Annotated in this window: 23 protein-coding genes; 14 read left to right on the top strand and 9 right to left on the bottom strand. The window is 70.6% G+C overall.

Translation table 11 applies throughout. From position 1 onward, the window contains the following. Positions 1-8: 8 nt before the first annotated feature. Positions 9-2,270, bottom strand: a complete 2,262-nt coding sequence (locus ACO2TI_RS19860) for a hybrid sensor histidine kinase/response regulator (RefSeq protein WP_423286910.1) — start codon at positions 2,268-2,270, stop codon at positions 9-11. Between the two features lie 122 nt (positions 2,271-2,392). Between ACO2TI_RS19860 and ACO2TI_RS19855 the strand changes: the two genes are divergently transcribed. Beyond that, positions 2,393-3,028, top strand: coding sequence for a LuxR C-terminal-related transcriptional regulator (locus ACO2TI_RS19855; RefSeq protein WP_423286909.1), 636 nt, complete (start codon positions 2,393-2,395; stop codon positions 3,026-3,028). A gap of 41 nt (positions 3,029-3,069) precedes the next feature. On the opposite strand, the gene ACO2TI_RS19850 is transcribed toward ACO2TI_RS19855, so the two are convergent. The 5 genes from ACO2TI_RS19850 to apaG form a co-directional block, all read right to left on the bottom strand. Beyond that, positions 3,070-4,185: a hypothetical protein gene (locus ACO2TI_RS19850; protein ID WP_423286908.1), complete on the bottom strand. Its 1,116-nt coding sequence runs from the start codon at positions 4,183-4,185 to the stop codon at positions 3,070-3,072. Positions 4,186-4,256: 71 nt separating this feature from the next. Then, the gene (locus ACO2TI_RS19845) at positions 4,257-6,650 is read right to left on the bottom strand and encodes a hypothetical protein (RefSeq protein ID WP_423286907.1); all 2,394 of its coding nucleotides are present in this window, start codon (positions 6,648-6,650) and stop codon (positions 4,257-4,259) included. A 242-nt stretch (positions 6,651-6,892) separates the two neighbouring features. Next, complete coding sequence (locus ACO2TI_RS19840; RefSeq protein ID WP_423286956.1) at positions 6,893-8,083, bottom strand: murein transglycosylase A; 1,191 nt, start codon at positions 8,081-8,083, stop codon at positions 6,893-6,895. Between the two features lie 118 nt (positions 8,084-8,201). Beyond that, positions 8,202-10,298 (bottom strand): site-specific recombinase, encoded by a 2,097-nt coding sequence (locus tag ACO2TI_RS19835; RefSeq protein ID WP_423286906.1) that lies wholly within the window; start codon positions 10,296-10,298, stop codon positions 8,202-8,204. Between the two features lie 5 nt (positions 10,299-10,303). After that, positions 10,304-10,678, bottom strand: coding sequence for a Co2+/Mg2+ efflux protein ApaG (gene apaG / locus ACO2TI_RS19830; protein ID WP_423286905.1), 375 nt, complete (start codon positions 10,676-10,678; stop codon positions 10,304-10,306). Positions 10,679-10,795: 117 nt separating this feature from the next. Here apaG and rpe point away from each other — a divergent pair, with 117 nt between their 5' ends. Together rpe and ACO2TI_RS19820 are read left to right on the top strand one after the other, a co-directional pair. After that, positions 10,796-11,485, top strand: a complete 690-nt coding sequence (gene rpe, locus ACO2TI_RS19825) for a ribulose-phosphate 3-epimerase (protein WP_423286904.1) — start codon at positions 10,796-10,798, stop codon at positions 11,483-11,485. A gap of 233 nt (positions 11,486-11,718) precedes the next feature. Next, a complete protein-coding gene (locus tag ACO2TI_RS19820) occupies positions 11,719-12,489 on the top strand; it encodes an energy transducer TonB (protein WP_423286903.1) in 771 nt (256 codons plus the stop codon). Between the two features lie 7 nt (positions 12,490-12,496). Here the strand turns inward: ACO2TI_RS19820 and ACO2TI_RS19815 are convergent, their stop codons facing one another. Further along, on the bottom strand, positions 12,497-13,618 hold the full coding sequence (locus tag ACO2TI_RS19815) for a polyamine ABC transporter substrate-binding protein (RefSeq protein WP_423286902.1): 1,122 nt from the start codon (positions 13,616-13,618) through the stop codon (positions 12,497-12,499). 101 nt (positions 13,619-13,719) lie between these two features. Between ACO2TI_RS19815 and gph the strand changes: the two genes are divergently transcribed. After that, positions 13,720-14,394, top strand: a complete 675-nt coding sequence (gene gph / locus ACO2TI_RS19810; RefSeq protein ID WP_423286901.1) for a phosphoglycolate phosphatase — start codon at positions 13,720-13,722, stop codon at positions 14,392-14,394. A gap of 43 nt (positions 14,395-14,437) precedes the next feature. Here the strand turns inward: gph and ACO2TI_RS19805 are convergent, their stop codons facing one another. Next, on the bottom strand, positions 14,438-15,064 hold the full coding sequence (locus ACO2TI_RS19805) for a chalcone isomerase family protein (protein ID WP_423286900.1): 627 nt from the start codon (positions 15,062-15,064) through the stop codon (positions 14,438-14,440). 380 nt (positions 15,065-15,444) lie between these two features. On the opposite strand from ACO2TI_RS19805, the gene trpE reads away from it, so the two are divergent. From trpE to ACO2TI_RS19755, 10 genes are all read left to right on the top strand, one after another. After that, positions 15,445-16,920 carry an anthranilate synthase component I gene (trpE, locus tag ACO2TI_RS19800; protein ID WP_423286899.1) on the top strand — a complete coding sequence of 492 codons (1,476 nt, stop codon included), beginning with the start codon at positions 15,445-15,447 and terminating at the stop codon, positions 16,918-16,920. A gap of 14 nt (positions 16,921-16,934) precedes the next feature. Further along, complete coding sequence (locus ACO2TI_RS19795; RefSeq protein WP_423286898.1) at positions 16,935-17,504, top strand: aminodeoxychorismate/anthranilate synthase component II; 570 nt, start codon at positions 16,935-16,937, stop codon at positions 17,502-17,504. Positions 17,505-17,525: 21 nt separating this feature from the next. Continuing rightward, positions 17,526-18,557, top strand: a complete 1,032-nt coding sequence (trpD, locus tag ACO2TI_RS19790; protein WP_423286897.1) for an anthranilate phosphoribosyltransferase — start codon at positions 17,526-17,528, stop codon at positions 18,555-18,557. Between the two features lie 11 nt (positions 18,558-18,568). Continuing rightward, positions 18,569-19,366 (top strand): indole-3-glycerol phosphate synthase TrpC, encoded by a 798-nt coding sequence (gene trpC, locus ACO2TI_RS19785; protein WP_423286896.1) that lies wholly within the window; start codon positions 18,569-18,571, stop codon positions 19,364-19,366. Continuing rightward, positions 19,367-20,104: a uracil-DNA glycosylase gene (locus ACO2TI_RS19780; RefSeq protein ID WP_423286895.1), complete on the top strand. Its 738-nt coding sequence runs from the start codon at positions 19,367-19,369 to the stop codon at positions 20,102-20,104. Positions 20,105-20,397: 293 nt separating this feature from the next. Further along, entirely contained in the window at positions 20,398-21,243 is an 846-nt protein-coding gene (locus ACO2TI_RS19775; RefSeq protein WP_423286894.1) for a MotA/TolQ/ExbB proton channel family protein, read from the top strand. A gap of 37 nt (positions 21,244-21,280) precedes the next feature. Then, positions 21,281-21,709, top strand: coding sequence for an ExbD/TolR family protein (locus ACO2TI_RS19770; protein ID WP_423286893.1), 429 nt, complete (start codon positions 21,281-21,283; stop codon positions 21,707-21,709). 6 nt (positions 21,710-21,715) lie between these two features. Then, positions 21,716-22,153 (top strand): ExbD/TolR family protein, encoded by a 438-nt coding sequence (locus ACO2TI_RS19765; protein WP_423286892.1) that lies wholly within the window; start codon positions 21,716-21,718, stop codon positions 22,151-22,153. A 10-nt stretch (positions 22,154-22,163) separates the two neighbouring features. Continuing rightward, positions 22,164-22,820, top strand: coding sequence for an energy transducer TonB (locus tag ACO2TI_RS19760; protein WP_423286891.1), 657 nt, complete (start codon positions 22,164-22,166; stop codon positions 22,818-22,820). A 136-nt stretch (positions 22,821-22,956) separates the two neighbouring features. Further along, positions 22,957-24,102: an acyltransferase family protein gene (locus ACO2TI_RS19755; RefSeq protein WP_423286890.1), complete on the top strand. Its 1,146-nt coding sequence runs from the start codon at positions 22,957-22,959 to the stop codon at positions 24,100-24,102. A gap of 18 nt (positions 24,103-24,120) precedes the next feature. Here the strand turns inward: ACO2TI_RS19755 and ACO2TI_RS19750 are convergent, their stop codons facing one another. Next, entirely contained in the window at positions 24,121-25,119 is a 999-nt protein-coding gene (locus ACO2TI_RS19750; RefSeq protein ID WP_423286889.1) for a glycosyl hydrolase, read from the bottom strand. Between the last annotated feature and the right edge of the window lie 20 nt (positions 25,120-25,139).

Genomic DNA, 25,139 nt, shown 5'->3' with positions numbered 1-25,139 from the left:
CGGCGCCGTCAGGTCGCGAGCACGTCGAGCAGCGCCTCGGTCCGAAACGGCTTGTGCAGCACGCGCACGCCGGCCTCGTGCAGGCGCGCGAGGTCGCGCGGCGCGCTGTCGCCGGTGATGAGCACCGAGGGCACCGCGCCGAAGCGTTGCCGGATCATCTCGATTGCCAGCAGCCCGTCGCCCTGGCGCAGCCGGTAGTCCGACAGCACCAGTTCGGGGGCCGTGTCAAGGGCGCCGGCGAGCCAGTGCTGCAGCGACTCGATGTCGGCGAAGGCCTGCACCTGCGCCCCCCAGGCCTGGAGCCGGTCGCGGATCGCGTCGCGCACCGTGTCCTCGTCGTCGATCAGCAGGACGCGGCGCCCGCTCAGCCGCGACGGCTGCGCGGCCGCCGGCTCGGCGTCGCGCGGTGCCCCCGAGCTCGTGGTCGCGAGCGGCAGCTCGATCCAGAAGCACGAGCCGCGGCCCGGCGTCGAAGACAGCCCGATGCGGTGGCCGAGCATGGTCGCCGAGCGGCGCACGATCGCCAGGCCCAGGCCCATGCCGAGCGTGCTGCCCTGCGCCGAGGCCTGCACCTGCACGAACTCCTCGAAGATCGTCTGCTGGTGTTCCGGCGCGATGCCCACGCCCGTGTCGCGCACCTCGATGCGCACGTGCTCGCCGCGCCGGCGCGCGGCCACCAGCACGCCGCCGCGCGTGGTGTAGCGCAGCGCGTTGCCCACCAGGTTGCGCAGGATGCGCTCGAGCAGCACGCGGTCGCTGTGCACTTGCAGCTGGGTCGGCCGCAGCCGCAGGCGCAGGCGCTTGTGGGCGGCGTGCACCTGCTCGTTGGCGCCGATCGCGGCGAAGATCTCGTCCAGGTGCAGCGTCGTCGGGTGAGGCTGCACGGCGCCGGCCTCGAAGCGCGACAGGTCGAGCAGCCCGCTGAGCAGGCGCTCCATCGATCCGACCGCCCCGTCGACGCGGCCCAGCAGCGACTCCACCGGCCCCGCGCTCGCCTGCTCGCGCGCCAGGCCGACCAGCAGCCCGATCGTCACCAGCGGCTGACGCAGGTCATGGCTGGCGGCCGCGAGAAAGTGCGTCTTGGCCGCGTTGGCTCGCTCGAGCTGGTGCGTGCGCGCGGCCACGCGCGCCTCGAGCTCGGCGTTCAGCGTTTCCACCTCGCCGAGCGCGCGCACCATGCGGCGCACCAGCAGCAGCGCCACCGTGCCCAGCGTGATCGGCATCAGGTAGGGCATCCAGAAGGTGTCGGTCACCGGCAGCCAGCCGGCGGCCTGGTAGGCGTAGTCGTGCAGCGCGCCCAGCACCATCGCGCCCACGCCCAGCGCCGCCAGCGCGCGCCCTTCGCGCGGGCGTGCCACGCACAGCCACACGCCCGGCGCCACCGTCGCCAGCAGCACCGGGTAGACGAAGGCGCGCAGCTCCTGCAGCCGGTCGAGGCCGGCCGCCACCGCGGCGAGCGCGGGCACGACGATGGCCACGCCGAGCAGCCAGCGCCGATAGCGCGGCCAGTGCTCGCCCACCAGCGCCACCGCGAACACGCCGAACAGGGCCGCGACCCAGGTGTTGACGGCCACCAGCATCCAGTCGGCCCAGAAGGCGTTGCCGGTGACCGACACGCCCATCGAGTAGCCGTAGTTGCGCAGCGAGCCGATCAACGCGAGCAGGCCGAAGCTGCCCAGCGCGGTCTCGACGCGGCGGCGCCACCAGATGGCGATCAGCAGCAGGGCCAGCCCGAGGCAGGCCATGTTCATCGCGCGCTGCAGCTCGATGCCGAGCAGCAGCAGGCGCTGGTGCGGCGTGCGCAGCGCCGACAGCGGCCCCACGTCGATCGCGGACAGCCCGCCGTTGCGCATGTGGCTGACCTCGATCTCCACCTCGTTGCGCCCGGCGCGCAGCAGCACCGGTGCCAGCTCGATCAGCGCCGGCTGCGGCAGGCCCAGGTTGGTCGCCGCCATGCCCTCGTCGGCCGCGACCTGGCCGTTGATCGTGATGCGGTGGCGCGTGCTCAGGCGCGTGAAGGCGAGCGCCATCGACTCGCTGGGCACCGCGTCGAGCGTGACGACGAAGCGGTAGCGCGCCTGCAGGCGCCGGTCCACGCCGCGCTGGTCCCAGGTGTCGGGCAGCGTCACGAACTGTGCGGGCGCGCTGCGGTCCGCCGGCTCGAACTCGGCCGACGCGATGCGCTGCGTCGGCGGCGTTGCATGCGCCGGTGCGCAGGCCAGCGCCAGCACCGCCAGCAACGCGGCGATCCCTCCCCAGGCTTTTCTCATGGGTCCGCAGAATATCCGGCGTGCGCGCGGGCCGCGGCCGCTGTCGGCTGCATGGCCCGGCGCCCGCGAGTGCGCGTGGAATAATTCTCGAGACCTTCAACGGCGCATTCGCGCCACGCGGAATGAACGTCCTGCTGATCGACGACCACGCCTTGTTCCGCGAAGCGCTCGTGCTGCTGTTCGCGCACCACCTGCCGGAGTTCAGGCTGCTCGAGGCCGACAACATCGGGCAGGCCGTCGAGGTGGCGCGCGAGCATGGCGACATCGCGCTGGTGCTGCTCGATCTCGGTCTGGCCGACAGCCATGGCATGGCCAGCCTTGCGGCGCTGCGCGATGCCCTGCCGGAGTTGACGGTGGTGGTCCTGTCGGCCGATGCGCGGCGCGACACCATCGTCGCGGCGATCGACGCCGGTGCCGCGGGCTTCGTTCCGAAGGTCGCGCGTGGGACGGAACTGGCCGACGCGCTGCGCACGGTGCTCGATGGCGGCGTGTACCTGCCCGCCCAGGCGTTGGCGACCGACGCACCGGGCACCGACGATGCGACCGTGATCGATGCGCTCTCGCCGCGCCAGGTGCAGGTGCTGCAGTTGCTGCTTCAAGGCAAGAGCAACAAGCTGATCGGCCGGGCGCTCGACCTGTCAGAGTCCACCGTCAAGACCCACCTGCTCGCGATCTTTCGACGCCTCGAGGTCAACAGCCGCACCCAGGCCGTGCTGGCCGCCGCGCGCCTGGGCTTGCGCCTGCCGCAAGGGGCTTAGGCCTGCCCCCGGCGCGAGCCCTCCCATAGCGTTGACAGGCCCTAGAAGGTCCAACTTCCCCCCACCGCCAGTTCGCGCGACCGCTGCTGCGAACCGAACCGGTCGACGCCGGCGCGCAGCTGCCAGCCGCGCCAGCCGAGCGCCACGCCGGCGCGCCGCTCGTGGAAACGCCAATGCAGCCCCAGGTCGACGTCGGCGAACCGCTGGCGCCAGGCCACGGCCGGCAGCGCGCCGAAGTCCTGCACCCAGTCGCTGCTCAGCTCGAACTCGCCGGCGTTCGCCGCGCGCCAGCTGGCGCGTGCGGTCCACCAGCCGGGCAGCCGGTGCGTGTAGCCCTGCTGGCGGTTGCGGCCCTCGACCAGCGGCTTGTAGATGACGAAGCCGTCGGCGTCGTAGCTCTGGGTCTGCGTCGATAGCGTGGCGAGCTGCTGCGGCAGCCGGCTCCAGCGCAGCCAGCCCAGGTCGCGCACGCCGAGCGAGGCGGCCCAGCGCTCGTTGCGCCAGGCCGCATCCGCGGCCAGCAGGAGCCCGGCGCCGCTGTCGCCCGTCGACCCCTGGAACGGAAAGCGCAAGCGGTCGTCGGCCTGCGTGGACTTCAGGTCGAAGGCATAGGTGCTGCTGGCGCTCTCGAACTGCACCTGGCCGTCGAGCGTGCGCCGGCGCCAGTGGCGCAGTTGCAGCAGCTGCGCCGCCACGCCGGCTTGCCATTGCGCGGCGGGCGCAAAGCGGTAGCCGGCTTCGAGCCCGCCGCCCTGGAAGGACTCGTAGCGCACCCGCGCCGACCATCGACGGTCGGACGCCGACATGACGTCGCTGGTGACCTGCCGGACCAGCTCGAGCGTGGACTCGTCGGTCACCAGCAGCGCGCTGCTGCGCGCCAGCAGGCTCCAGGTCCACGCGCCGGCGGCCAGGCTCAGGCGCGCCTCGTCGTCGACGTAGGCGATGTTGCGGCCCGAACGTGGGTCCAGCCGCGCGAGGGCCTGGTCTTCGTCGTCGATGGCCGCGAGCGGCACCGCTTCGCCGTGATGCACCGAACGGGCCGAGAAGGCCCATGCACGCGCGGGCTCAGCCGGCTCGGCCTGTGCCGCGACCCCACCCGCCCACAGCGATGCGAGGGCCGCCAGCGCGACGGCGCTTCTGTGTTTCTTGGAATGCACGGGAACCACCCATGAAAAAGGGGCCCGGCGTGACCGGGCCCCGCATCGGCTTGCGCGTGGAAGCGGGCTGCCTACAGGCCGATGTCCAGCGAGATGAACTCGTTGTTGGTGAAGGTCAGCATCTTCGTGTTCTCGTCGATCGTGCCGACGAGCGTGCTGCCTTGCATCAGGTTGCCGGTGCTGGCGCCGTCGGACCAGGTCAACGACAGGTTCGATGCCGCCTCGTTGAGCGCGAAGCTCATCACGCCGTCGCTGCCGCGAAGGCCGGTCAGCGAGATGACAGTGCGCGGCGCGCCCGCGACGATGCTGCGGTATTGCAGGCTCACCGCCGAGACATCCTGCTCGTGGCTCTTCAGCGAGGTGCTGGCGGTGAGCTCCAGCACCGGGCGCGTCGGCGCGGTGACCTTGCCGGTGAACGTGGCGGCGACCGTGTAGTGGTTGGCCGCCGAGTCGTCCGCCTGCGCGTCGTAGCTCGCCCATCCGTCCAGCGTGGCGTCGATGCGGCCGCTCAGGAACTCCGTCACCTGCCCTGCCTCGATGTTGCGGAAGGCGCCGGCCAGCGTGACCTTGGTGGGCGCCAGGCGGGTGCCACTGGTGTCCCACACCGAGTCGCCGGCCGAGAACGTGCCTTCGAACTCGGCTGCCGGCGTCGTCCAGGTGATCGTCATCGCTGCGCCCGACAGCGTGCCGCCGAACGGCGCCACCGCGGTGGCGGAACCCGGCTCGACCTCGTTGTCGAACTGGTCGCGCCACACCGGCGTTTCGTTGCTCGAGCCGTTGCTGACCTTCAGCGTGCCGGCCGTGCTGCCGTCGGCATTGAACGCCACCAGTTCGCCCTGGAAGGTGGTCGACGACATGTTGTCGGCGCCGATCGCGCGCGTGCCGCTGAGCGACCAGCTGTGGTGGTCGTTGGCCAGCTCGGTGGTGCCGGACTTGAACGCGCCGCCCAGCTCGCCTTCGATCGTGAAGGCCGTGATGCGACCGAACGTGCCGGTCAGCGTCGGCGCCACGGTGCCGGCGTAGAAGGCGGACTGCAGGTTGACGTTCTGGAACGTGCACGGGCTGCCGACCGTGCAGCTCCTGATGCGCTGGCGCGCCCGCGTCGTGTAGCCGAAGCTGCCGTCGGCGTTGGGCGTCAGCGTGAAGCCGTGACGCCACTCGGTGGTCGTCGTGGTGCTGCCCGAGACGCTCTGCGTCACGTAGTAACGCGCGCCGCAGCCGATGAAGTTGGCGTTCTCGGGCGCCGTCGCAAGCACCGTGGCATTGCCGTCCTGGTACAGCGAGCAGCCCACGCCCCAGAAGCTCGAGTAGTCGAACATCCCGTCGTTGGCGGTCACGTCCGGAGCCCGCACGCGGTCGGGCACGCTTTCACGGCCGGACTTGTAGTCGTTGTACAGGTCCACCGCCATCAGCAGCACGCCGGCGTCCTTCAGCACCATCTCGGCGGGCACCTGCACGCCCTTCATCGCCTGGCTGAACTTCCACGCTTCGGCATTGGCCGCGCCGGTCGCGATCGAGCTCACGCCGCCGCGGCTGAACAGCTCGGTCCAGTCGGACTTGATGTTGGTGAACAGCGTCGTGGCCGCCTCGATCGGCGTGACGGTGCTGGCCGCCACGGCCGTGCAGGCGCTGCCGGTGCAGGTGATGTTGGTCTTGATCGCGCTCACGATGCTCGGGTTCGCCGCGCCGACCAGGGCGGGGTCGGCCACCACGGCGTCGAGCGCGCCGGCGAGCGCGGCCGACACGTCGGTGCTGCCGGTCTGGAGCTTGATGGTCGACAGCGACGCGGCGTCGGCCAGCGCGTTCACGACGCACTGGGTCTTGTCGCCGGCGCTGCCGCTGTTGCAGCCGAGCGCGTCGCTGGCGGCCAGCTGCGACACGGCGGTCAGCATCAGCGCCAGCTTCTGCTGGTCGGCGCTGGCGTCGGTGTCGTTGACGCTGGTGGGCACGACGCTGCTGGGATTGAAGCCCAGCAACTGGCTCACGGTGGTGACGGCCTGCGCGGCGTTGGCGGCCGTGACGCCGCCATCGGCTTCTTCGGCGGCGGCCACGGCCATCTCGCTGAACGGCGTGATGCTCGCGCTGGTGGTCACCGTGTCGGTGGTGGCCGGCGCCAGCAGCGTGCGCATCGAGAAGCCGACCGGCAGCGCCTGCGACTGGCCGCTCACCTCGTCGAGATGCGTGGTGTTGGCGTTGGCGGTGACCTTGACCACATGCGGCTGGCCCTTGACCGCCGTGAAGCTCAGCGCGTAGTGGCCCTGGGCGTCAGTGGTGGTGGAGGCCAGTGCCGCGGCGGCGATGCTGCCGTCGGCATTGACGGCATGCGCCGTCACGTCGGCGTTGGCCATCAGGCCCTTGGCGGCGGTGCCGCTGAGCGCCACGCTGGCGCTGTTGGTGGTGGGGTCGGTGGGGGTGGACGAACTGTCACCGCCACCACACGCGGCCAGCAGGCCGGCGCTCAACATGGCGGCCCATAGTGAACGTTGCTGCAACGTCATGCTCCTTGAGTTGTTGGGGCGATGGCCCACGCACTGCGTGGCTCGCGTCAGGAATTGTTCGAGACGCGGCTGGAGCACACCATCGACCGAACGGCTGAACGGGCCGTGGGCGCGCGTGCGGAAGTTCACGCGGCCTTTGTGGGCTCGCGGCCGGCAGCGGCCCGTCGCCGCAGAGGCGCGAGCCCCAACAAGGCGTCAACAGGCCGTCGTCAATTCGCCGTCGGCGGCACCGCCTGGCCCTTGGGCCACAGCACCCACATGCGCAGCGGCTGCTTCATGCGGCCGGCGCGATCCTCGGCGCCGTCGCCCCAGCCCCAGAAGTAGTCGGCGCGCACCGCTCCGGTGATCGCGCTGCCGGTGTCTTGCGCGATCACGAGCCGCTGCAGCGGGCGTGCCGGCGGCGGGTTGGGCGACCAGGGCTGCGGCTCGGTGGTGTCGAGCCACACCGGCGTGCCGTAGGGCACCGAGCGCTTGTCGACCGCGATCGAGCGGCCCGGCGTCAGCGGCACGCCCTGCGCGCCGAGCGGGCCGACGCTCGCATCGGCCAGCGCCTCCTCGCGGAAGAACACCATGCGCGGGTTGGCGGCCAGCATCTGCGGCACCTGCTGCGGGTTCTGCCGCGCCCAGGCCTTGATCGCCGGCCACGAGGCCTGCTCGAGCGTGAACGCCCCGCGCTCGACCAGCCAGCGCCCGACCGATTGATACGGCCGGTCGTTGTGGCCTGCAAACGCCGCGCGGATCACTTTCGGCTGGCCCGACGCGTCGCGCTCGTCGACCAGGCGCAGCCGGCCCGAGCCTTGCACCTGCAGCATCAGCGCGTCGAGCGGGTCGGCCACGTACGCGATCTCGCGACCGCGCAGCGCGGCGCGCGCGGCCGGCAGCGTCTCGATCTCGCTGCGCGTGTACCAGGGCTTGCGCGTCGCCAGGTCGGCCGGCGGCGCGTACAGCGGCACCGTGAACGCGCCGCGGCGCGCGCGCGAGGCCTCGACCAAGGGCTCGAAGTAGCCGGTGGCGAGCCCCACATCGCCGCCGTCGCTGCCTTCGACGCGCCACGGCGCGAGCGTCGCCTGCAGCCAGGCGCGAAGCGCGGCCTCGTCGGCCTGCGCGAGGCGGCGCGCGCCGGCGCAGGCCTCGGCCCAGCCGGGTGCCGGCCTGGCGCAGCTGGCCACCAACGCCGGCCAGGCGTGAACGACCGCATCGGCCTGCCAACCGGGCAGCTCGGACCAGTTCGCGGCCTGCCAGCGCGCAATGCCGCGCTCGATCGTCGCGCCCTTGCTGCCCGCGGCTGCCGGCGCAGGCGCAGTCGCAGGCGCGGTGGTGGGCTCGGGCGCCTGCTCGACGGTCGACGACAGCAGCCCGCAGCCGGCCAACAGCAGCGCGCCAGCCAGCGCCGCTAGCATCGGCCCCATGGGACTGCTCTTGCTCGAAGCCCTGCTTGCGCTGGGCGTGTTGATCTTCATCGTTTGGTGGACCATGTTCTCGGGGCGTCGCCGCGACGATGGCGACGACGACGGCGCGTCATGACGCCGGGCTGCGCCGGGGCGGCCAGACGAAGGACATGAAGCGCGTGCGCAGCCGCCGGCGGATCGCCGCGTAGATGCGCGAGCGGTCCTTGAGCCGGATGCCGCGCGAGCGCAGCGCCACCTTGAACGCGCACAGGAAACTCACCGCGAGGTTGAGCGCACCGGTCAGCGGCACCGCCGCGATGCACCACCAGAACGCCGGCTCGTGGAACAGCGGCGCGCCCAGCGTGCCGAGCGCCGCGGCGATCTGGCCGGTCGACAGCGTCACGTGGCGCACCTCGATCGGCAGGCTGAAGAAGGCGCACACGACCGGCACGATCCCAAGCAGCAGGCCCAGCGAGATGTTGGCCGCCAGGCCCGAGACGTTGGCGCGCCACCAGTCGGCCCAGCGGGCCGCGCGCTGCGCACCGAGCAGCGCGAGCAGGCGCGGGTTCCAGCGGATCGCGCTGTCGATGCGATGCAGGACGAACCAGTTCTCGGCCCAGCCGGCGATCAGGCTGGACGCGAACAGCAGCACGCCGGTGAATGCGGCATACAGCGGCGTGGGCCCGAGCAGCGAGAGCGTCTCCAGCACGTGCTCGGCATCGTGGCGGCTCACGAGCGTGCGGCCGATCAGCGCCTCGGCAGTGACCTGCACCGCCAGCACGACCGGCACCACCGTCGCGAGGTTGCCGACGATGCCGGCGACCTGCGAGCGGATCAGGTGCGCGACCTCGTCGACGAAGCCCTCGATGGCCTCGTCGCTGCTGACGTCCTCGAGCTTGGCGGCCATCGCCGGGGCCGTCATCGCCGGTTGCTTGGTTGCCACCGTCCAGTGCAGCAGGTGGATCAGCACGAAGCAGGCCGCGTAGTTCACGCCGGCCCAGAAGCCGCCCCAGAAGGTGCCCAGGCCGAGCGCCAGGATCGCGAACTTGAGGAAGGTGGTGCCGGCGATCACCGCGCCGCCGCCGCAGGCCTTGCGCAGCATCTCGTACCACTCGTCGCGGCTGCGGGTGATGTAGTGCTCGCCGGTCTCGGCGCTGCGCTCGGCAACCTTGCGCGCGAGCATCGAGTACTGGCGCGCGAACAAGGCCCTCACGCTGCGGCGCTCGTCGGCCGCCTCGACCAGCGCGGCCACCAGGCGCAGCGACTCGCGGTGCCGCTCGGCCGACCCGGCCGGCGCCAGCAAGCCGGCCAGCAGCGACTCGATGCGCTCGACGCGCCCGCGCAGCTGGTCCATCTGGAACAGCAGGCCGATCGAGACGCCGTGCTCCTCGAGGTGCTCGCGCACGCTGTGGGCGGCGCGCCGGCAGGCGTCGAGCACGCCGCGCAGCAGCTGCGCTTCCTGCAGCGCGCGCGTCTCGTCGCCGGCCAGCGCGGCGGCGCGCAAGCGCTCGGCCACGCCGACGAGCTGGTCGAACGGCCGCTCGCGCAGGGCCTGCGCGCTCATGCGCTGGCGCACCGGGCCCAGCAGGCCGGCGGCCGCGACCTGCAGCGAGAGGAAGACCACCGCGTCGGCGACGACGGTGCGCCAGTCGCGGCCGGCAGGCGGGCCGGCCTCGGCCTGCGCGTCGCCGTCGCTCAGGCCGGAGAACGCGGCCATCAGGCGCGACAGCGTGGCGTCGTCGATCGCGCGCAGCCAGTCGGCATCGCGCGGATCGGCGAACAGCAGGCCGAACAGCTCGGCGAGATCGGTGGTGGCCACCGTCAGCGGCACGAAGCGCTGGCGCAGCCGCTCGCCCAGCTCGGTCAGCAGGCCCTGGCGCGGCGCGAAGCCGAAGTCGGCCAGCAGCGCGACCGCGTCGATCTCGCGCCAGAACGCCGCGACGACGCCGCGCACGCGCGCGCGATGCTCGGGGTGCTTGTCGAGCACGTTGAGCAGGTGCTTGAGCCGCAGCACGGGCCGCGGCGTCGCGGCCGAGTCGGCCTCGGCATCGCCGCGCGGCGCCGGCGCATGGCGCAGCCACTCGAACAGCCGCGCCAGCCACAGGTGCCGCTCGGCCAGCGGCGCGCGCGGATCGGCCGCGTTGAGCAGCGCGGTGAGGTCCCAGGACTCGAGCTCGAAGCCGAGCCGGCCGGCGATGCGCGCACGCAAGGCGCCGAACGCCCGCATCGGCCTCAGTGCAGCATCGGCGGCTCGCCGAGCTGGAACATCGGGATCGGCGCCTCGAACGGCTCGGCCTCCGCGCTCATGCACAGGTAGGTGCCTTGCATCGTGCCGCGCGGCGTGCGCAGCTGCACCCAGCTCGTGTACTCGTGCGATTCGCCCGGCTGCAGCAGCGGCTGGCGCCCGACGATGCCCAGGCCGCGTACCTCTTCGCGGCGGCCGTTCTCGTCTTCGATCAGCCAGCGGCGCGCGACGACCTGCGCGGCGATGTCGCCGCGGTTCTCGATGCGGATCGTGTAGGCCCAGGCGTGCACGCCTTCGTCGGGGTCTGACTGTTCGGGCAGCGGCGCGACGCGCACGCTGCACTGGAGTTCGCAACGGGACATGCGGCCGATTCTAGGGAGGCTGGCCTCGCGGGTCTGCAAATGTGCTGCGCCGTGCGAGGCGCCGCGCCGCGGCTCTCTAGAATTCCGGCCTTCGCAGTCGCTTTACCGGAGTCCGCCGTGCCCGCCCAACGCCTCCATCGCATCGCTCCGAGCCTGCTGTCGGCCGACTTCGCGCGCCTGGGCGAGGAGGTGCGCAACGTCATCGATGCCGGCGCCGACTGGATCCACTTCGACGTGATGGACAACCACTACGTGCCGAACCTGACCTTCGGCCCGATGGTGTGCGAGGCGCTGCGCAGGCATGCGGTCACGAAGGACGGCCAGCGCGTGCCGATCGACGTGCACCTGATGGTCGAGCCGGTCGACGCGCTCGCGCAGGCCTTCGCGAAGGCGGGCGCCGACGTGGTCAGCTTCCACCCCGACGCCAGCACGCATGTCGACCGCACGCTGCAGCTGATCCGCGGCGCCGGTTGCAAGGCCGGCCTGGTGTTCAACCCGGCCGCTTCGCTCGACGTGCTCGAGTGGACGATCGACCAGCTCGACCTGGTGCTGATCATGAGCGTGAACCCGGGCTTCGGCGGCCAGAGCTTCATTCCCGGCGCGCTGAAGAAGGTCGAGCGCGTGCGACGTCTGATCGAGCAAAGCGGGCGCGACATCCGCCTCGAGGTCGACGGCGGCATCAAGGTCGACAACATCCGCTCGGTGGCCGACGCCGGCGCCGACACCTATGTCGCCGGCAGCGCGATCTTCGGCCAGCCCGACTACAAGGCCGTCATCGACGCGATGCGCGCTCGACTCGCGGCCTGAGCCGCGGCGACGGGGTTCTCGGCAGCCCGCCGCGCCTGAGGGTCAGCCCTGATCCCGTCGCGCCGCGGGCGTGAAGTCCTGCCGCATCTGTTAGCAAACGCTACGACACAATGCGCCTCGCTCGAGGCGCGGGTATGGCCCTTGCAAGCCGCCGCCCCACGTCTCGCAGGCCGACAGGGGTACGACCTCTGGTCCGACCGCGAGGCGCGAAGACTGACCATGTCGGAGCCCAGATGAACGACCGCTTCCTTGTCGCCTGCCTTTCTCGCGCCGCGCTCGGGCTGACCGCCGCCGTCGCCTGCCTGGCGGTCGCCGCGCAGACGACCGAGCCTGCCGGCAAGCCGGCCGACGCCAAGGCGGCCGAAGAGTCGGCGATGCAACGCGCGCAGCGCGACGCCGACAAGGTCTTCAAGATCATCCTGCTGAACGCCGACTCGCCGCGCGCCAAGCGCGAGGCCGCGAAGGCCGCCGCAGCGGCTGCCGCGCCTGCGACACCGGTGGCGCCCGCCCCCTCACCGAAGCCGGCGGTCGCCAAGGCGGAAGCCCCGGCGGCCAGGAGCGAGACGCCCACCGCCAAGGCGGAGGCTTCGCCGGCTCGTGGCAGCACGACGGCGACCGCCGCTGCGGCGGCCGTGGCGCCGCCCGCGTCGCCGGCATCCGACACCGTGCTGGCCATCGCCGCGCCGCACGCTTCTGCGCCGCCCCCGCCGGCGGGCGCCTCGGCGCCCGAGGCCGACGACGATGACGAGGTCGTCACGCTCGAGATGACGCGCCAGGTCATGCCGCGCTTTCGCCGCGAGCTGATGGACGAGCTGCGCAAGGGCAGCGTCAAGGTCAAGTTCGAGATCCGCCCCGACGGCAGCGTCGGCCAGGCCGAGGTGCTCAAGAGCTCGCACCGCGGCCTCAACAACGCCGCCACCTTCGCGGTCTCGCAATGGCGGTTCAAGCCGATCAGCGAAGCGCGCCAGGCGGTGGTCGACCTCGACTTCGACCTCGACCAGTGATCAGGGACTAGCGACCCGACTTGAAGCTGGTGAACACGCGCGTCTGCACGCGCCGGATGTCCTGCGGCACGCTGTCGGGCGCGGTGAGCTTGGCGTGGTCGGCGGCCGAGAGGAAGACGGTCGGGTTCTCGGCGACCTCCTTCTTCACGAACTTCAGCGACGCCTTGTTGGGGTTCGCGTAGAAGACCTTGTTGGTCAGGCCGGCGGCCACCTCGGGACGCAGGATGTAGTCGATGAACTTGTGCGCGTTGAGCGGGTGCGGCGCGTCGGCCGGGATCGCCATCGAGTCGAAGAACAGCGTCGCGCCGCTGGGCGGGATCAGCGCCTCGATCGCGGCGCCGCGGCCGGCCTCGGCGGCGCGCTGGCGCGCGATGTTGATGTCGCCCGAATAGCCCATCACCGCGCACAGCTGGCCGCTGGCCAACTCGTTGATGTAGCCCGAGGAGGAAAAGCGCGTCACGTAGGGCCGCACCTTCTTGAGCACGTCGGCGGCCACCGCGTAGTCGGCCGCGTTGCGGCTGTAGCCCGGCTTGCCCGCGTAGATCATGGCCACCGGCAAGACCTCGGAGGCCGAATCGAGGAAGCTCACGCCGCAGGACTTGAGTCGGCTCGCGTACTGGGGGTCGAACAGCAGCGACCAGGCGTTGGCCGGCATCGGCAGCTCGCCCAGCGCCTGTTTCACCTTGGCCGTGTCGATGCCGACGGTGACGTAGCCCCACAGCCAGTCGACCAGGTACTGGTTGCCCGGATCGACGCGCGCCATCTGCTCGAGCAGTGCTGGGTCGAGGTTGCGCCAGTTCGGCAGCAAGGAGCGGTCGAGCTTGCGGAACAGGCCGGCCTGGATCTGCTGCTTCGCGAAGTGCGCGCTCGGCACCACGATGTCGTAGCCGGTGCGCCCCGCCACGAGCTTGGCGTGCAGGATCTCGTTGCTGTCGTAGTTGTCGTAGCGGACCTTGATGCCGGTTTCCTTCTCGAAGTTGGCGATCGTGTCGTCGGCGATGTAGTCCGACCAGTTGTAGACGTTGAGCACCGGCGGTTCGGGCTGGGCGGGCGGCGCGGCGAGAGCGGCGGCGCAGGCGAGGCCGGCGAGCCAGGCCGCGAGGCGAGCAAAGGCGGTGGCGTTCGTCATCGCATGCTCCTTTCCGGGGAGAGCGTGTCGTGGCCGGTTGGAGCCGGTCCGGCAACCGGTGTTCCGCGCGGCGCGAGCGCCTGCATGCTCCAATCGCGGCCGTGAACGCACGATCCGAAACGCCGCCGCGCTGGCGCGCGGCCATCCTCGACCTCGACGGCACCCTGGTCGATACGCAGGGCGACTTCGTCGTCGCGCTCAACCACACGCTGGCCGACCTGGGTTTGCGCGGCATCGACGCCGGCTTCGTCGAGCGCACCGTCGGCAAGGGCTCGGAGCACCTGATCCGCAGCACGCTGGCCGAAGTCGGCGCCGACGATGGGCACTACGGCGCGGCCTGGGAGCGCTACCAGCACCACTACCGTCGCATCAACGGCGAGCACTCGCGTCTCTACGACGGCGTCGCCGAAGGGCTGGACCGGCTGGTCTCAGCCGGCCTCGCGCTGGCCTGCGTGACCAACAAGCCGGGCGCCTTCGCGCTCGAACTGCTCGAGCGCAAGGGCCTGCGCGGCCGGTTCGCCGCGGTGTACGGCGGCGACGCCTTTGCGCGCCGCAAGCCCGATCCGATGCCGCTGGTCGAGACTTGCCGCGCGCTGGGAGTCGCACCGCGCGAGACGCTGATGGTCGGCGACTCCAGCAACGACGTGCAGGCCGCGCGCGCGGCCGGCTGCCCGGTGGTGCTGGTGAGCTACGGCTACAACCACGGCGAACCGGCCGAAAGTGCCGGCGCGGACGCGGTGATCGACCGGCTCGACGAGCTTGCGGTCTTTGCCTGAGCTGACGGCGCCCTCTCTCGCAAGCGGCAGAGGGAGCCTTGCTTCAGTAAGCGCCTTTCCCGCCCAGCAGCACTTCCTTGAGGTTGGCGTCGGCCGGCGACTTGCCCATCCAGATCTTCATCAGCGCGGAGAAGAACTCGGGCTCCTTGATCGGCTCGCCGATCACCTTGCCGTTGACCGCGATCACCGAGCCGGTGCCGGGCACCCAGTCGATCGTGAAGTTGTCGCCGGACGCGAGCTTCTTCTTCTCGGCAAAGATCTCGCCCATGCGGATCGTGCCGGGAATGGCCTTGGTGAACTCCTCGCGCGAGGCGTTCTTCTGCATGCCGTCGGTGAACAGCCGGCCGAGCTCGTTGCCGTCGATGTCGCGCAGCATCACGACCTTGAACAGGCGCGGCTTGCTGGTGTCGATCACCGCGTCGAGCGTGTTGACCTTGGCCGGCACGTACAGGCCGGCGGCATAGACCTTGACGACGAACTTGTAGCGCGTGCCGGCGCCGTTGAGCACCAGCTTGTTGCCGCGCGAGGTGGTCAGCTCGTTGTCGAACTTGACGCCGCTGGTCTCGGTGACGCCGGCGTTCGCGCCGGGGGTTTGCGCCACGGCACCGAGCGGGGCGAGGAGCAGGGGCGCCGCAGCAATCGCCGCGGCGAGGAATGGACGTCGAAGCACTTTCGCGATCTCCTGGGATGCAGCCGCCTTGCCGGCGGCTTTTGTAACGCCGAGTGTCAAGGCCGTCGCCGGCCTTGTCCATGCGCGCCGACCCCAGCCGCCGCTGTCGCCCGTGTGACGGATTGGCGCGCCGCGTCGGTTTGCTAGACTGGCCCGATGTTCATGCCGCGCAAGCACACGAAAGGGTCGAACGACCGGGGAGCCTGGCCCTGGCGTCGCCAGGCCGACTGATGCCCGGCCGTTGAGCGCGCTCGCTGCGCGGCTCGCGGCCCTTTCGAGGATGCGGCGGCGCCGCGTCCAACGCTTGCAGACCCCGTAGAAGACCGCGCGAAGCCTGCCCCGGGCTCGCGACGCGTCGGGCCATGGAGGGCCCTCACGGCATGATCACCGAACTCGAGTTCAAGAGCCTGGCCGCGGCCGGGCACAACCGCATCCCGCTGATCGGCGAGGCCTTCGCCGACCTCGAGACCCCGCTGTCGCTGTACCTCAAGCTGGCCGGCGGCCAGAAGCACAGCTTCCTGCTGGAGTCCGTCGTCGGCGGCGAGCGCTTCGGGCGCTATTCCTTCATCGGCCTGCCGGCGCGCACGCTGCTGCGCGCGAGCGACGGCGTGACGCAGGTCGTCACCGACGGCCTCGTGGTCGAGACCCGCGAAGGCAATCCGCTGGACTTCATCGCCGAATACCAGCGCCGCTTCAAGGTGGCGCTGTCGCCCGGGCTGCCGCGCTTTTGCGGCGGACTGGCCGGCTACTTCGGCTACGACGCGGTGCGCTACATGGAAGGCCGGCTCGCGAAGACGCACAAGCCAGGCGGCATCGGCACGCCGGACCTGATGTTGTTGCAGTGCGAAGAGGTCGCGGTCATCGACAACCTGTCGGGGCGGCTGTACCTGATCGTCTACGCCGATCCCTCGCAGCCCGAGGCCTACTTCAAGGCCAAGCGGCGCCTGGCCGAGCTCAACGACAAGCTGAAGTACAGCGTCACGGCGCCGGCGGTGCGCCGCGGCCCCTCGCATGCCGTCGAGCGCGAGTTTTCCAAGGCCGACTTCGAGGCCGCGGTCGTGAAGTGCAAGGACTACATCGCCGCCGGCGACTGCATGCAGGTCGTGCTGGGCCAACGCCTGAAGAAGCGCTACACGGAAAGCCCGCTGTCGCTGTACCGCGCGCTGCGCTCGCTGAACCCGTCGCCGTACATGTACTTCTACGACATGGGCGAGTTCCAGATCGTCGGCGCCTCCCCGGAGATCCTGGTGCGCCACGAGCGCACGCCGCTAGGCGAGAAGGTCACGATCCGGCCGCTGGCCGGCACCCGGCCGCGCGGCGCGACGCCCGAGCAGGACAAGCTCACCGAGGCCGAGCTGCTGGCCGACCCGAAGGAGCGCGCCGAGCACCTGATGCTGATCGACCTGGCGCGCAACGACATCGGCCGCATCGCGCAGACCGGCTCGGTCAAGGTGACCGAGGCCTTCGAGGTCGAACGCTATTCGCATGTGATGCACATCGTGAGCAACGTCGAAGGCCTGCTCAACGAAGGCGTCGACAGCCTGGGCGTGCTCAAGGCCACGTTCCCGGCCGGCACCCTGAGCGGTGCGCCCAAGATCCGCGCGATGGAGATCATCGACGAGCTCGAGCCGGTGCAGCGCGGCATCTACGGCGGCGCCTGCGGCTACCTGAGCTTTGCCGGCGACATGGACGTCGCGATCGCGATCCGCACCGGCATCGTCAAGGACAACGTGCTCTACGTGCAGGCCGCGGCCGGCATCGTGGCCGACTCGGTGCCCGAGCTGGAATGGAAGGAAACCGAGGCGAAGGCGAGGGCCGTGCTGCGCGCGGCCGAGCTGGTCGAAGAAGGCTTCTGAACGGGGAGACGACCATGCTGCTGATGATCGACAACTACGACTCGTTCACCTACAACCTCGTGCAGTACTTCGCCGAACTCGGCGAAGAGGTGCGCGTGTTCCGCAACGACGAGATCACGCTCGACGAGATCGACGCGCTCAAGCCCGAGCGCCTCGTGCTCTCGCCCGGACCCTGCTCGCCGGCCGAGGCCGGCATCTGCGTGCCCGCGATCCAGCGCTTTGCCGGCCGCCTGCCGATCCTCGGCGTGTGCCTCGGGCACCAGAGCATCGGCGCGGCGCTCGGCGGCAAGATCGTGCGCGCGCAACAGCAGATGCACGGCAAGACCAGCGTCATCACCACCGACACGCGCGGAGTTTTCAGCGGCCTGCCCGAGCAGTTCACCGTGATCCGCTACCACTCGCTCGCGATCGAACGAGCGAGCCTGCCTGCCGAGCTGGAGGTCACCGCCACCAGCGAGGACGGCGAGATCATGGGCGTGCGCCACCGCACGCTCGCGATCGAAGGGGTGCAATTCCACCCCGAGTCCATCCTCACCGAGCATGGCCACGCGATGCTCAAGAACTTCCTCGACGACCGGCGCTGAACGGCGCGGCAGGAGCCAGAGATGACGATCACCGATACCGCCGCGCTGCAGCGCACGATCGAGCACCGCGAGATCTTCCACGACGAGATGCTGCACCTGATGCGCCGCATCATGAGCGGCGAGATGTCGCCGGTGATGATCGCGGCGCTGGTCACCGGCCTGCGCGTCAAGAAGGAGACCATCGGCGAGATCGCCGCCGCCGCGCAGGTGATGCGCGAGTTCGCGACGCCGGTCGCGGTGGCCGACCGCACGCACCTGATCGACCTGTGCGGCACCGGCGGCGATGCGGCCCACACCTTCAACATCTCGACCGCCGCGATGTTCGTCGCCGCCGCGGCCGGCGCGCGCGTGGCCAAGCACGGCGGGCGCAGCGTCTCGTCGACCACCGGCAGCGCCGACGTGCTCGAGGCCCTGGGTGCGCACATCATGCTCACGCCCGAGCAGGTCGCGACCTGCCTCGCCGAGAGCGGCATCGGCTTCATGTTCGCGCCCAACCACCACCCGGCGATGAAGCACGCGGGCCCGATCCGAAAGGAGCTGGGCGTGCGCACGATCTTCAACATCCTCGGGCCGCTGACCAACCCGGCCAACGCGCCCAACCAGCTGATGGGCGTGTTCCATCCCGATCTGGTGGGCATCCAGGTGCGCGTGCTGCAGCGCCTGGGCGCCGAGCACGTGCTGATCGTCTACGGCATGAACGGCATGGACGAGATCTCGCTGTCGGGCGAGACCCTGGTCGGCGAGCTGAAGCACGGCTCGGTCAACGAGTACGTCGTGCATCCCAGCGACTTCGGCATGCCGGTCTACGACACGCGCGTGCTCAAGGTCGCCAACCGCGAGGAATCGGTCGCCTGCATCCAGCGCGCGCTGGCGAATGAAGACGGCCCGGTGCGCGACATCGTGCTGCTCAACGCGGCCGGCGCCCTCTACGCGGCCGATGTCTGCGGCTCGATCGCCGAGGGCGTCAAGCTCGCGCGCGAGGCGGTGGCATCGGGCAAGGCACTGGCGAAACTCAGCCAGTTCGTCGCGGTCACACAGAAGCTCAAGACCTGAGGCCGCCGAACATGTCCGACATCCTGCAGAAGATCGTCGCCGTCAAGCGCGACGAGATCGCCGCCGCCAAGGCGCGGCGCAGCTTCGAGAGCCTGCGCGCCGAGGCCGAGTCGGCCGAGCTGCGCGCGAACCTGCGCGGCTTCGAGGCCGCGCTGCGCGCCAGGATCGCCGCGGGTCGCGCCGCAGTGATCGCCGAGGTCAAGAAGGCCAGCCCGAGCAAGGGCGTGCTGCGAGAGCATTTCGTGCCGGCCGACATTGCCGCGAGCTACGCGAAGCACGGCGCGGCCTGCCTCTCGGTGCTGACCGACGAGCGCTTCTTCCAGGGCTCGGCGCATTACCTCGAGCAGGCGCGCGCGGCCTGCGCGCTGCCGGTGCTGCGCAAGGACTTCATGGTCGATCCCTACCAGGTCGCCGAGGCGCGCGCGATGGGCGCCGACTGCATCTTGCTGATCGCCGCCTGCCTCGACGACGCGCTGATGGCCGAACTCGAGGCGCAGGCCCTGTCGTACGGCATGTCGGTGCTGGTCGAGGTGCACGACGGCGCCGAGCTCGATCGCGCGCTCAAGCTCCGGACGTCGCTGGTGGGCATCAACAACCGCAACCTGCGCAGCTTCGAGGTCACGCTCGACACCACGCTCGGCCTGCTGAACCACGTGCCCGCCGATCGCCTGCTGGTCACCGAGAGCGGCATCCTGTCGCGCGCCCATGTGCAGCGCATGCGCGATGCCAACGTGCATGCCTTCCTGGTCGGCGAGGCCTTCATGCGCGCCGACGATCCGGGTGCCGCACTGGCGGCGCTGTTCGGCTGAATGACGGCCGCGCTGTTCGAGGATGCCGAGGGCGTGGCCGACAACCGGCTGCGCGAGCCGCTCGATGCCAGCTTCGAGCGCGTGCCGGCAGAGTGGCGCGCGGTCACCGAGCCGTTTCACCGGTCGCCTGCGGGGCGCGCGCTGTGCGCCTTCGTCGATGAGCGCGTGGGCGCCGGCGCGACGGTGTACCCGCGAACCGTGTTCCGCGCCCTCGAGCTCACGCCGCTGTCGCGCGTGCGCGTGGTGATCCTCGGCCAGGATCCCTATCACGGGGCCGGCCAGGCGCAAGGGCTCGCGTTCTCGGTGCCGGCCGGCTTCAAGCTGCCGCCGAGCCTGCGCAACATCCTCACCGAGGTGGCGGCGGACGTCGGTGCGCCGTCGATGTTCGGCGGCGACCTGAGCGGCTGGGCTCGCCAGGGCGTGCTGCTGCTCAACGCCGCGCTCACGGTCGAGGACGGTGCGCCGCAAAGCCACGCCGGTCGCGGCTGGGAGGTGCTGACCGATGCGCTGGTCGCTGCGGTCGCGGCGCGTGCCGAGCCGGCAGCCTTCCTGCTGTGGGGCGCGCCGGCGCAGAAGAAGGGCGTGCTGATCGACGCGGCGCGGCACGCCGTCTTCGCCGCCAACCATCCCTCGCCCTTGTCGGCGCGGCGGCCGCCCCAGCCCTTCATCGGCTGCCGCCATTTCAGCCAGGTCAACCGCTGGCTGGTCGACCAGGGGCACGCGCCGATCGACTGGTGAACGGCCCGGTGCGGGCCTGGCGTTAAACTGGTATGTGACTTGCTCATCTGAGCAAGGGCCAGTCAGCCGCCGCATCGGACTGGTGCGTTTCCTCGCACCAATGATGCATAGCGCCCCGCAGCATGCGCGACGAGGTGCTTCCTACCGGTTCTCCGGGCAGTCCCGGTTGACCGGCTGGTATGGCTGGAATTAAATTGGTATCACTTTGGCGGTCCGGCCGAGCCGGCGCCATGCCGGCGTCCTCGGGACGTGTCGGGCAGCCCCGTTTTTTGACTTTCGTTCAGGAGTTCCCGATGAAGCTTCGGCAGTTGATTTCCGCCTTCGCGTTGGCCTTGTGTGCCGGTACTGCCGTTGTGCCGGCCGCCCAGGCCCAGACCCCCGCCGCCCCCGAAGCCTCGGCCCCGGCGGCCGCGCCGGTCGCAGCCGCGCCCAACCTCGCCAGCGCGCCCGCTCCCGCGGCCGCCAAGGTCGACAACCCCTACGGCCTCGAAGCGCTGTGGAAGGGCTCCGACGCGGTTGCCAAGGCGGTGCTCATCATCATGGTGATCATGTCGATGGGCAGCTGGTACATCATCATCGTCAAGGTCATCGAGCAGGCCAAGATCGGCGCGCAGGCCAAGGCCGCGGCGGCCAAGTTCTGGAACGCCGGCTCCATCCGCCAAGGCGCCGACGCGCTCGACAAGACCAGCCCGTTTCGCTTCATCGCCGAGAACGGCATTGATGCGACCAAGAAGCACGACGGCCTGCTCGCGCACGTGGATCTGAACACCTGGGTCACGATGGGCATCCAGCGCGCGATGGACCGCGTGCAGTCGCGCCTGCAAGACGGCCTGGCGTTCCTGGCCACGGTGGGCTCCACGGCTCCGTTCGTCGGCCTGTTCGGCACCGTCTGGGGCATCTACCACGCGCTCACCGCCATCGGCGTGGCGGGCCAGGCCTCGATCGACAAGGTCGCCGGTCCGGTGGGCGAAGCGCTCATCATGACCGCCATCGGCCTGGCCGTCGCGGTGCCCGCGGTGCTTGGCTACAACTGGCTGGTGCGTCGCAACAAGGCCTGCATGGACGACGTGCGCGCCTTCGGCAACGACCTGCACAGCGTGCTGCTGGCCGGCGCCGGCACCGTGGCCAAGAAGGCCTGAGGCCCTTCCTCGTAACGCATAGAGGAAGGAGGCCGTCATGGCCATGAACGTCGGAAGCGCCGACGGGGACGAAGACCAGGTGGTCTCGGCCATCAACACCACGCCGCTGGTCGACGTGATGCTGGTGCTGTTGATCATCTTCCTGATCACCATCCCCGTGGTGAACACGTCGATCCAGGTGCAGCTGCCCAAAGAGACGATCGAGGTGCGCGAGAGCAAGCCCGAGAACATCGTCATCTCGGTGGACACCAAGGGCGGCATCTACTGGAACGACCTGAAGATGCCCAACACGCAAGCGCTGGTGGACCGGCTCAAGGTGGTGGCCACCAAGAACCCGCAGCCCGAGGTGCACATCCGCGGCGACCTGGCCGCGCAATACGACTCGGTGGGTCGGGTGATCTATGCCTGCCAGCGCGCGGGCATCGTCAAGGTCGCCTTCATCACCGAGCCGCCGCCCAGGGGGTAAGCAGCCATGGGAATGAACGTAGGAAGCGGGTCCTCGAGCGGCGATCCGGAAGTGATGATCGACATCAACACCACGCCGCTGATCGACGTGATGCTGGTGCTGTTGATCATGCTGATCATCACCATCCCGATCCAGCTGCACGCGGTGAACCTGAACATGCCGGTGGGCACGCCTCCGCCGCAGGTGGTCAAGCCCGAGGTGGTGAAGATCGACATCGACGAGCGCAGCGTGGTGTTCTGGAACGGCGAGGAAGTGCCCGACCGCGCGACGCTGGAAGCCAAGATGAAAGCCGCTGCCGAGCAGGCGGTGCAGCCGGAGGTGCACCTGCGGCCCAACAAGCAGGCCAAGTACGAGGTGGTGGCAGCCGTGATGGCCGCCACGCAGCGCATCGGGCTGACCAAGATGGGCATCGTGGGCTCCGAGCAGTTCATCGACGGGAAGTGAGGCCACCGGGATGGACCTGAGCTACGAACAGCAAACCTACGGACGGCGCGGCTCGAGCCCGCGGCGCCTGATCGGCATCGGCGCGGTCGTCGTGCTGCACATCTTCATCTTCTATGCGCTGGTCTCGGGCCTGGCCCGCAATGCGCTGCAGATCGTGAAGAAGCCGCTGGAGGCGAAGATCGTGCAGGAGATCCTGCCGCCGCCGCCCCCACCGCCGCCGCCTCCGCCGCCCAAGCAGATCAAGCAGCCCGATGCGCCGAAGGTCGAGGCGCCGCCGCCGCCTTACGTGCCGCCGCCGGAGATCGCGCCGCCGGTGGACATCGCGCCGGCGATCACGGCGGTTTCGCCCGCGCCGCCGCCGGTCGAGTACAAGATCGCGCCGCCGCCGCCGGTGACCGCGCCGCCCGCCGGCCCGGCGAAGGCCGACATCGGTGTCGCCTGCCCGACGCAGGTCAAGCCGGAGATCCCGCGCAAGGCGCTGCAGGAAGGCATCTCGGGCGTCGTGCGCGCCGAGGTGCTGATCAGCAACGGCGTCGTCAAGGAGGTCAACATCCTGGGCGGCCCGCGCGTGTACCACCAGGCGGTGCGCTCGGCGATGCTGCAGTACAAGTGCGTCGCCTCGGGCGAGGTGCGCGCGCAGCAGGAGTTCGAGTTCAAGATTGATTAGAGCGGGCCCCCACGCTCGCTCTCGCTCGCTGCCCCCCGAGGGGGCGCTTGCTGCGGACCGGCGAAGCCGGATCCGCGCAAGGCCTGGGACCCCCGGGGCGGTGGTGAGCGGATGGCAACTCCTGCTCTTCAGCCGCATGCGCCCTCGGCTTCGTTCGCTCGACGTGTTTCGCGGCGCCACCGTGGCGCTGATGATCCTGGTCAACAACCCGGGTAGCTGGGGCCATCTGTTCCCGCCGGTCGCGCATGCGCCTTGGCATGGCTGCACGCCGACCGATCTGGTCTTTCCGTTCTTCTTGTTCGCGGTGGGCAATGCGCTGGGGCTGGTGATGCCGGCGCTGGCCGCGCTCGCGGCCGCGGCGTTCTGGCGCAAGGTCGCCACGCGCACCTTGCTGATCTTCGCGATCGGCGTGCTGCTCAACGTGAGTCCGTTCGCGCATTGGAACGGCGCCGGTGAGCTCGCCTGGAACCATCCGGCGCAATGGCGCCTGATGGGCGTGCTGCAGCGCATCGCCCTGGCCTGGGGCGCAGCCGCCGTGATCGTGCGCCATGGCGGCGGCTTGCGGGCGGTGCCGGCGTGGTGTGCCGCGCTGTTGCTGGGCTACTGGGGCGCCTGCGTCGCATTCGGCGCGCCGGGGGATGCCTACAGCCTCGAGGGCTTCTTCGGCACCGCGCTGGACCGCGCGCTGCTCGGTCCCTCACACCTCTACGGCGGCGAGGGCGTGCCCTTCGACCCTGAAGGACTCGCCAGCACGGTGCCGGCGGTCGCGCAGGTGTTGATCGGCCTGGCGGTCGGCGAGCATGTGCGGCGCGCGCCGCCCGATCACGCGCTGGTCTCGCGGCTGTTCATGCTGGCGCTCGGCCTGTGCGCCGCGGCCTACGCGTGGAGCCTCGCGATGCCGATCAACAAGAAGCTGTGGACCAGCTCCTACGTGCTGCTGAGCTCGGGCATCGCGATCGCGGTGCTGGCGAGCCTGCTGGCGACGATCGAGATCGGAGGTCGCGACGCGGCGTGGATGCGCGCGGCCGAGGTGTTCGGCCGCAATGCCTTGCTGATCTACATGATCAGCCAGCTCGTGCCTGGCATCGTGGCCTTGCTGAGCTGGCCCGACGGCGCCGCGCCTTCGCGCACCGACGCGTTCCGCTGGCTGTTCGCGCATGCGTTCGCGCCGCTCGCGAGCGACCTGCGCGTGGGCTCGCTGCTGTTCGCGGTGACCAGCGTCAGCGCCTACTGGGCGATGGGCCGCTGGCTCGCACGGCGCGGCCTGGTGCTGAAGATCTGAACGCCGGGTCCCCGCGGCTCAACGCGGCGCCGCCAGCGCGCGCGTGAACGCGAGCGGCTCGGGCGCCGGCATCGAATGGCAGGTCGGCGACAGGGCGGTCTCGCCGTTCGGGCAGGGCCGGTCGCGGTCGAGCGACCAGGCGTGCACGCCGGCAAGGCCGAGCGCACGCGCGTCGCGCACGATGGCCTGCAGATCGGCCAGCGAGGTCACGTTCTCGGCCACGTTGTTGACGCCCATCATCGCGGTCAGCGCAATGCGGTGCAGTGGCACGCCATGGCGTTCGTGCAGGTTGTGCGCGGCCTGCAGCGCCGAGGCGTGCATGTCGCAGCGGCCCTCGCGCACGACGCAGGTGTCGGGCGCGGCGGGCCCGTAGTTCATCACCATCAGGTTGATCACCGCGTCGTCCAGCCGGTGGCGGCGGATCGCGGCGAGCACCGTCTCGCCGAGCGCGTTGATGCTGCGCTTGCTGCCGTCGCTCGCGGCCCAGGTCGCGACGGTGAACGAGTAGCGCAGATGGGGCCGCGCACGCTGCGCGATCTTGACCTGGCGCACCAGCGCGTCGACCTGCGCCGGGGTCTGCGCGCCTTCGATGTCGAAGTCGAAGCCGCGCAGCATCGGCGAGTCGTAGCGCGCCATGAAGCGCGCCATGCCGCGCGCGCTGTCGCAGGTGAACACGCCGGTCTCGCCGCCGGTCGAGACGACGTAGGGCTGCTTCGCGCGAACGAAGGCCGGCACGTTGGCGCGCGCGAACGACGCGGCATCGCGGCCGAGCCAGGTCTCGCGTCCGCACTCGCCGACGGCGAAACCCCAGCTCAGGGTCGTGCCGGGCGGCAGCAGGGTGCCGGGCAGCGGCGCGGTGCGGCCGTCGAGCTCGGCGGCGATGCGCGCGCCTTTGCCGGCGTGCAGCGAGACGTCCTTGTAGGGGCCGGCGAGGAAGTCGTGTGCCGTCGCAGAGGCACTGGCCGCGCCCAGGGCGAGCGACGCGCAGAGCGTGCGAAGAAGCGAAGGCGAGGTCATCGGCATCTTGAAGTGGAATG

The organism is Caldimonas sp. KR1-144, from assembly GCF_049446155.1.
Classification (GTDB): Bacteria; Pseudomonadota; Gammaproteobacteria; order Burkholderiales; family Burkholderiaceae_C; genus Rivibacter.
The sequence above is the reverse complement of the archived record's forward strand: the minus strand, read 5'-3'. Positions and strand labels throughout refer to the sequence as shown.

What these genes read in the sequence shown, in the direction of transcription:
- ACO2TI_RS19860 (WP_423286910.1), bottom strand. Translation starts at nt 2,270, where the DNA reads ATGAGAAAAGCCTGGGGAGGGATCGCCGCGTTGCTGGCGGTGCTGGCG.
- ACO2TI_RS19855 (WP_423286909.1), top strand. Translation starts at nt 2,393, where the DNA reads ATGAACGTCCTGCTGATCGACGACCACGCCTTGTTCCGCGAAGCGCTC.
- ACO2TI_RS19845 (WP_423286907.1), bottom strand. Translation starts at nt 6,650, where the DNA reads ATGTTGAGCGCCGGCCTGCTGGCCGCGTGTGGTGGCGGTGACAGTTCG.
- ACO2TI_RS19840 (WP_423286956.1), bottom strand. Translation starts at nt 8,083, where the DNA reads ATGCTAGCGGCGCTGGCTGGCGCGCTGCTGTTGGCCGGCTGCGGGCTG.
- ACO2TI_RS19835 (WP_423286906.1), bottom strand. Translation starts at nt 10,298, where the DNA reads ATGCGGGCGTTCGGCGCCTTGCGTGCGCGCATCGCCGGCCGGCTCGGC.
- apaG (WP_423286905.1), bottom strand. Translation starts at nt 10,678, where the DNA reads ATGTCCCGTTGCGAACTCCAGTGCAGCGTGCGCGTCGCGCCGCTGCCC.
- ACO2TI_RS19820 (WP_423286903.1), top strand. Translation starts at nt 11,719, where the DNA reads ATGAACGACCGCTTCCTTGTCGCCTGCCTTTCTCGCGCCGCGCTCGGG.
- ACO2TI_RS19815 (WP_423286902.1), bottom strand. Translation starts at nt 13,618, where the DNA reads ATGACGAACGCCACCGCCTTTGCTCGCCTCGCGGCCTGGCTCGCCGGC.
- trpE (WP_423286899.1), top strand. Translation starts at nt 15,445, where the DNA reads ATGATCACCGAACTCGAGTTCAAGAGCCTGGCCGCGGCCGGGCACAAC.
- ACO2TI_RS19795 (WP_423286898.1), top strand. Translation starts at nt 16,935, where the DNA reads ATGCTGCTGATGATCGACAACTACGACTCGTTCACCTACAACCTCGTG.
- trpD (WP_423286897.1), top strand. Translation starts at nt 17,526, where the DNA reads ATGACGATCACCGATACCGCCGCGCTGCAGCGCACGATCGAGCACCGC.
- trpC (WP_423286896.1), top strand. Translation starts at nt 18,569, where the DNA reads ATGTCCGACATCCTGCAGAAGATCGTCGCCGTCAAGCGCGACGAGATC.
- ACO2TI_RS19780 (WP_423286895.1), top strand. Translation starts at nt 19,367, where the DNA reads ATGACGGCCGCGCTGTTCGAGGATGCCGAGGGCGTGGCCGACAACCGG.
- ACO2TI_RS19775 (WP_423286894.1), top strand. Translation starts at nt 20,398, where the DNA reads ATGAAGCTTCGGCAGTTGATTTCCGCCTTCGCGTTGGCCTTGTGTGCC.
- ACO2TI_RS19770 (WP_423286893.1), top strand. Translation starts at nt 21,281, where the DNA reads ATGGCCATGAACGTCGGAAGCGCCGACGGGGACGAAGACCAGGTGGTC.
- ACO2TI_RS19765 (WP_423286892.1), top strand. Translation starts at nt 21,716, where the DNA reads ATGGGAATGAACGTAGGAAGCGGGTCCTCGAGCGGCGATCCGGAAGTG.
- ACO2TI_RS19760 (WP_423286891.1), top strand. Translation starts at nt 22,164, where the DNA reads ATGGACCTGAGCTACGAACAGCAAACCTACGGACGGCGCGGCTCGAGC.
- ACO2TI_RS19755 (WP_423286890.1), top strand. Translation starts at nt 22,957, where the DNA reads ATGCGCCCTCGGCTTCGTTCGCTCGACGTGTTTCGCGGCGCCACCGTG.
- ACO2TI_RS19750 (WP_423286889.1), bottom strand. Translation starts at nt 25,119, where the DNA reads ATGACCTCGCCTTCGCTTCTTCGCACGCTCTGCGCGTCGCTCGCCCTG.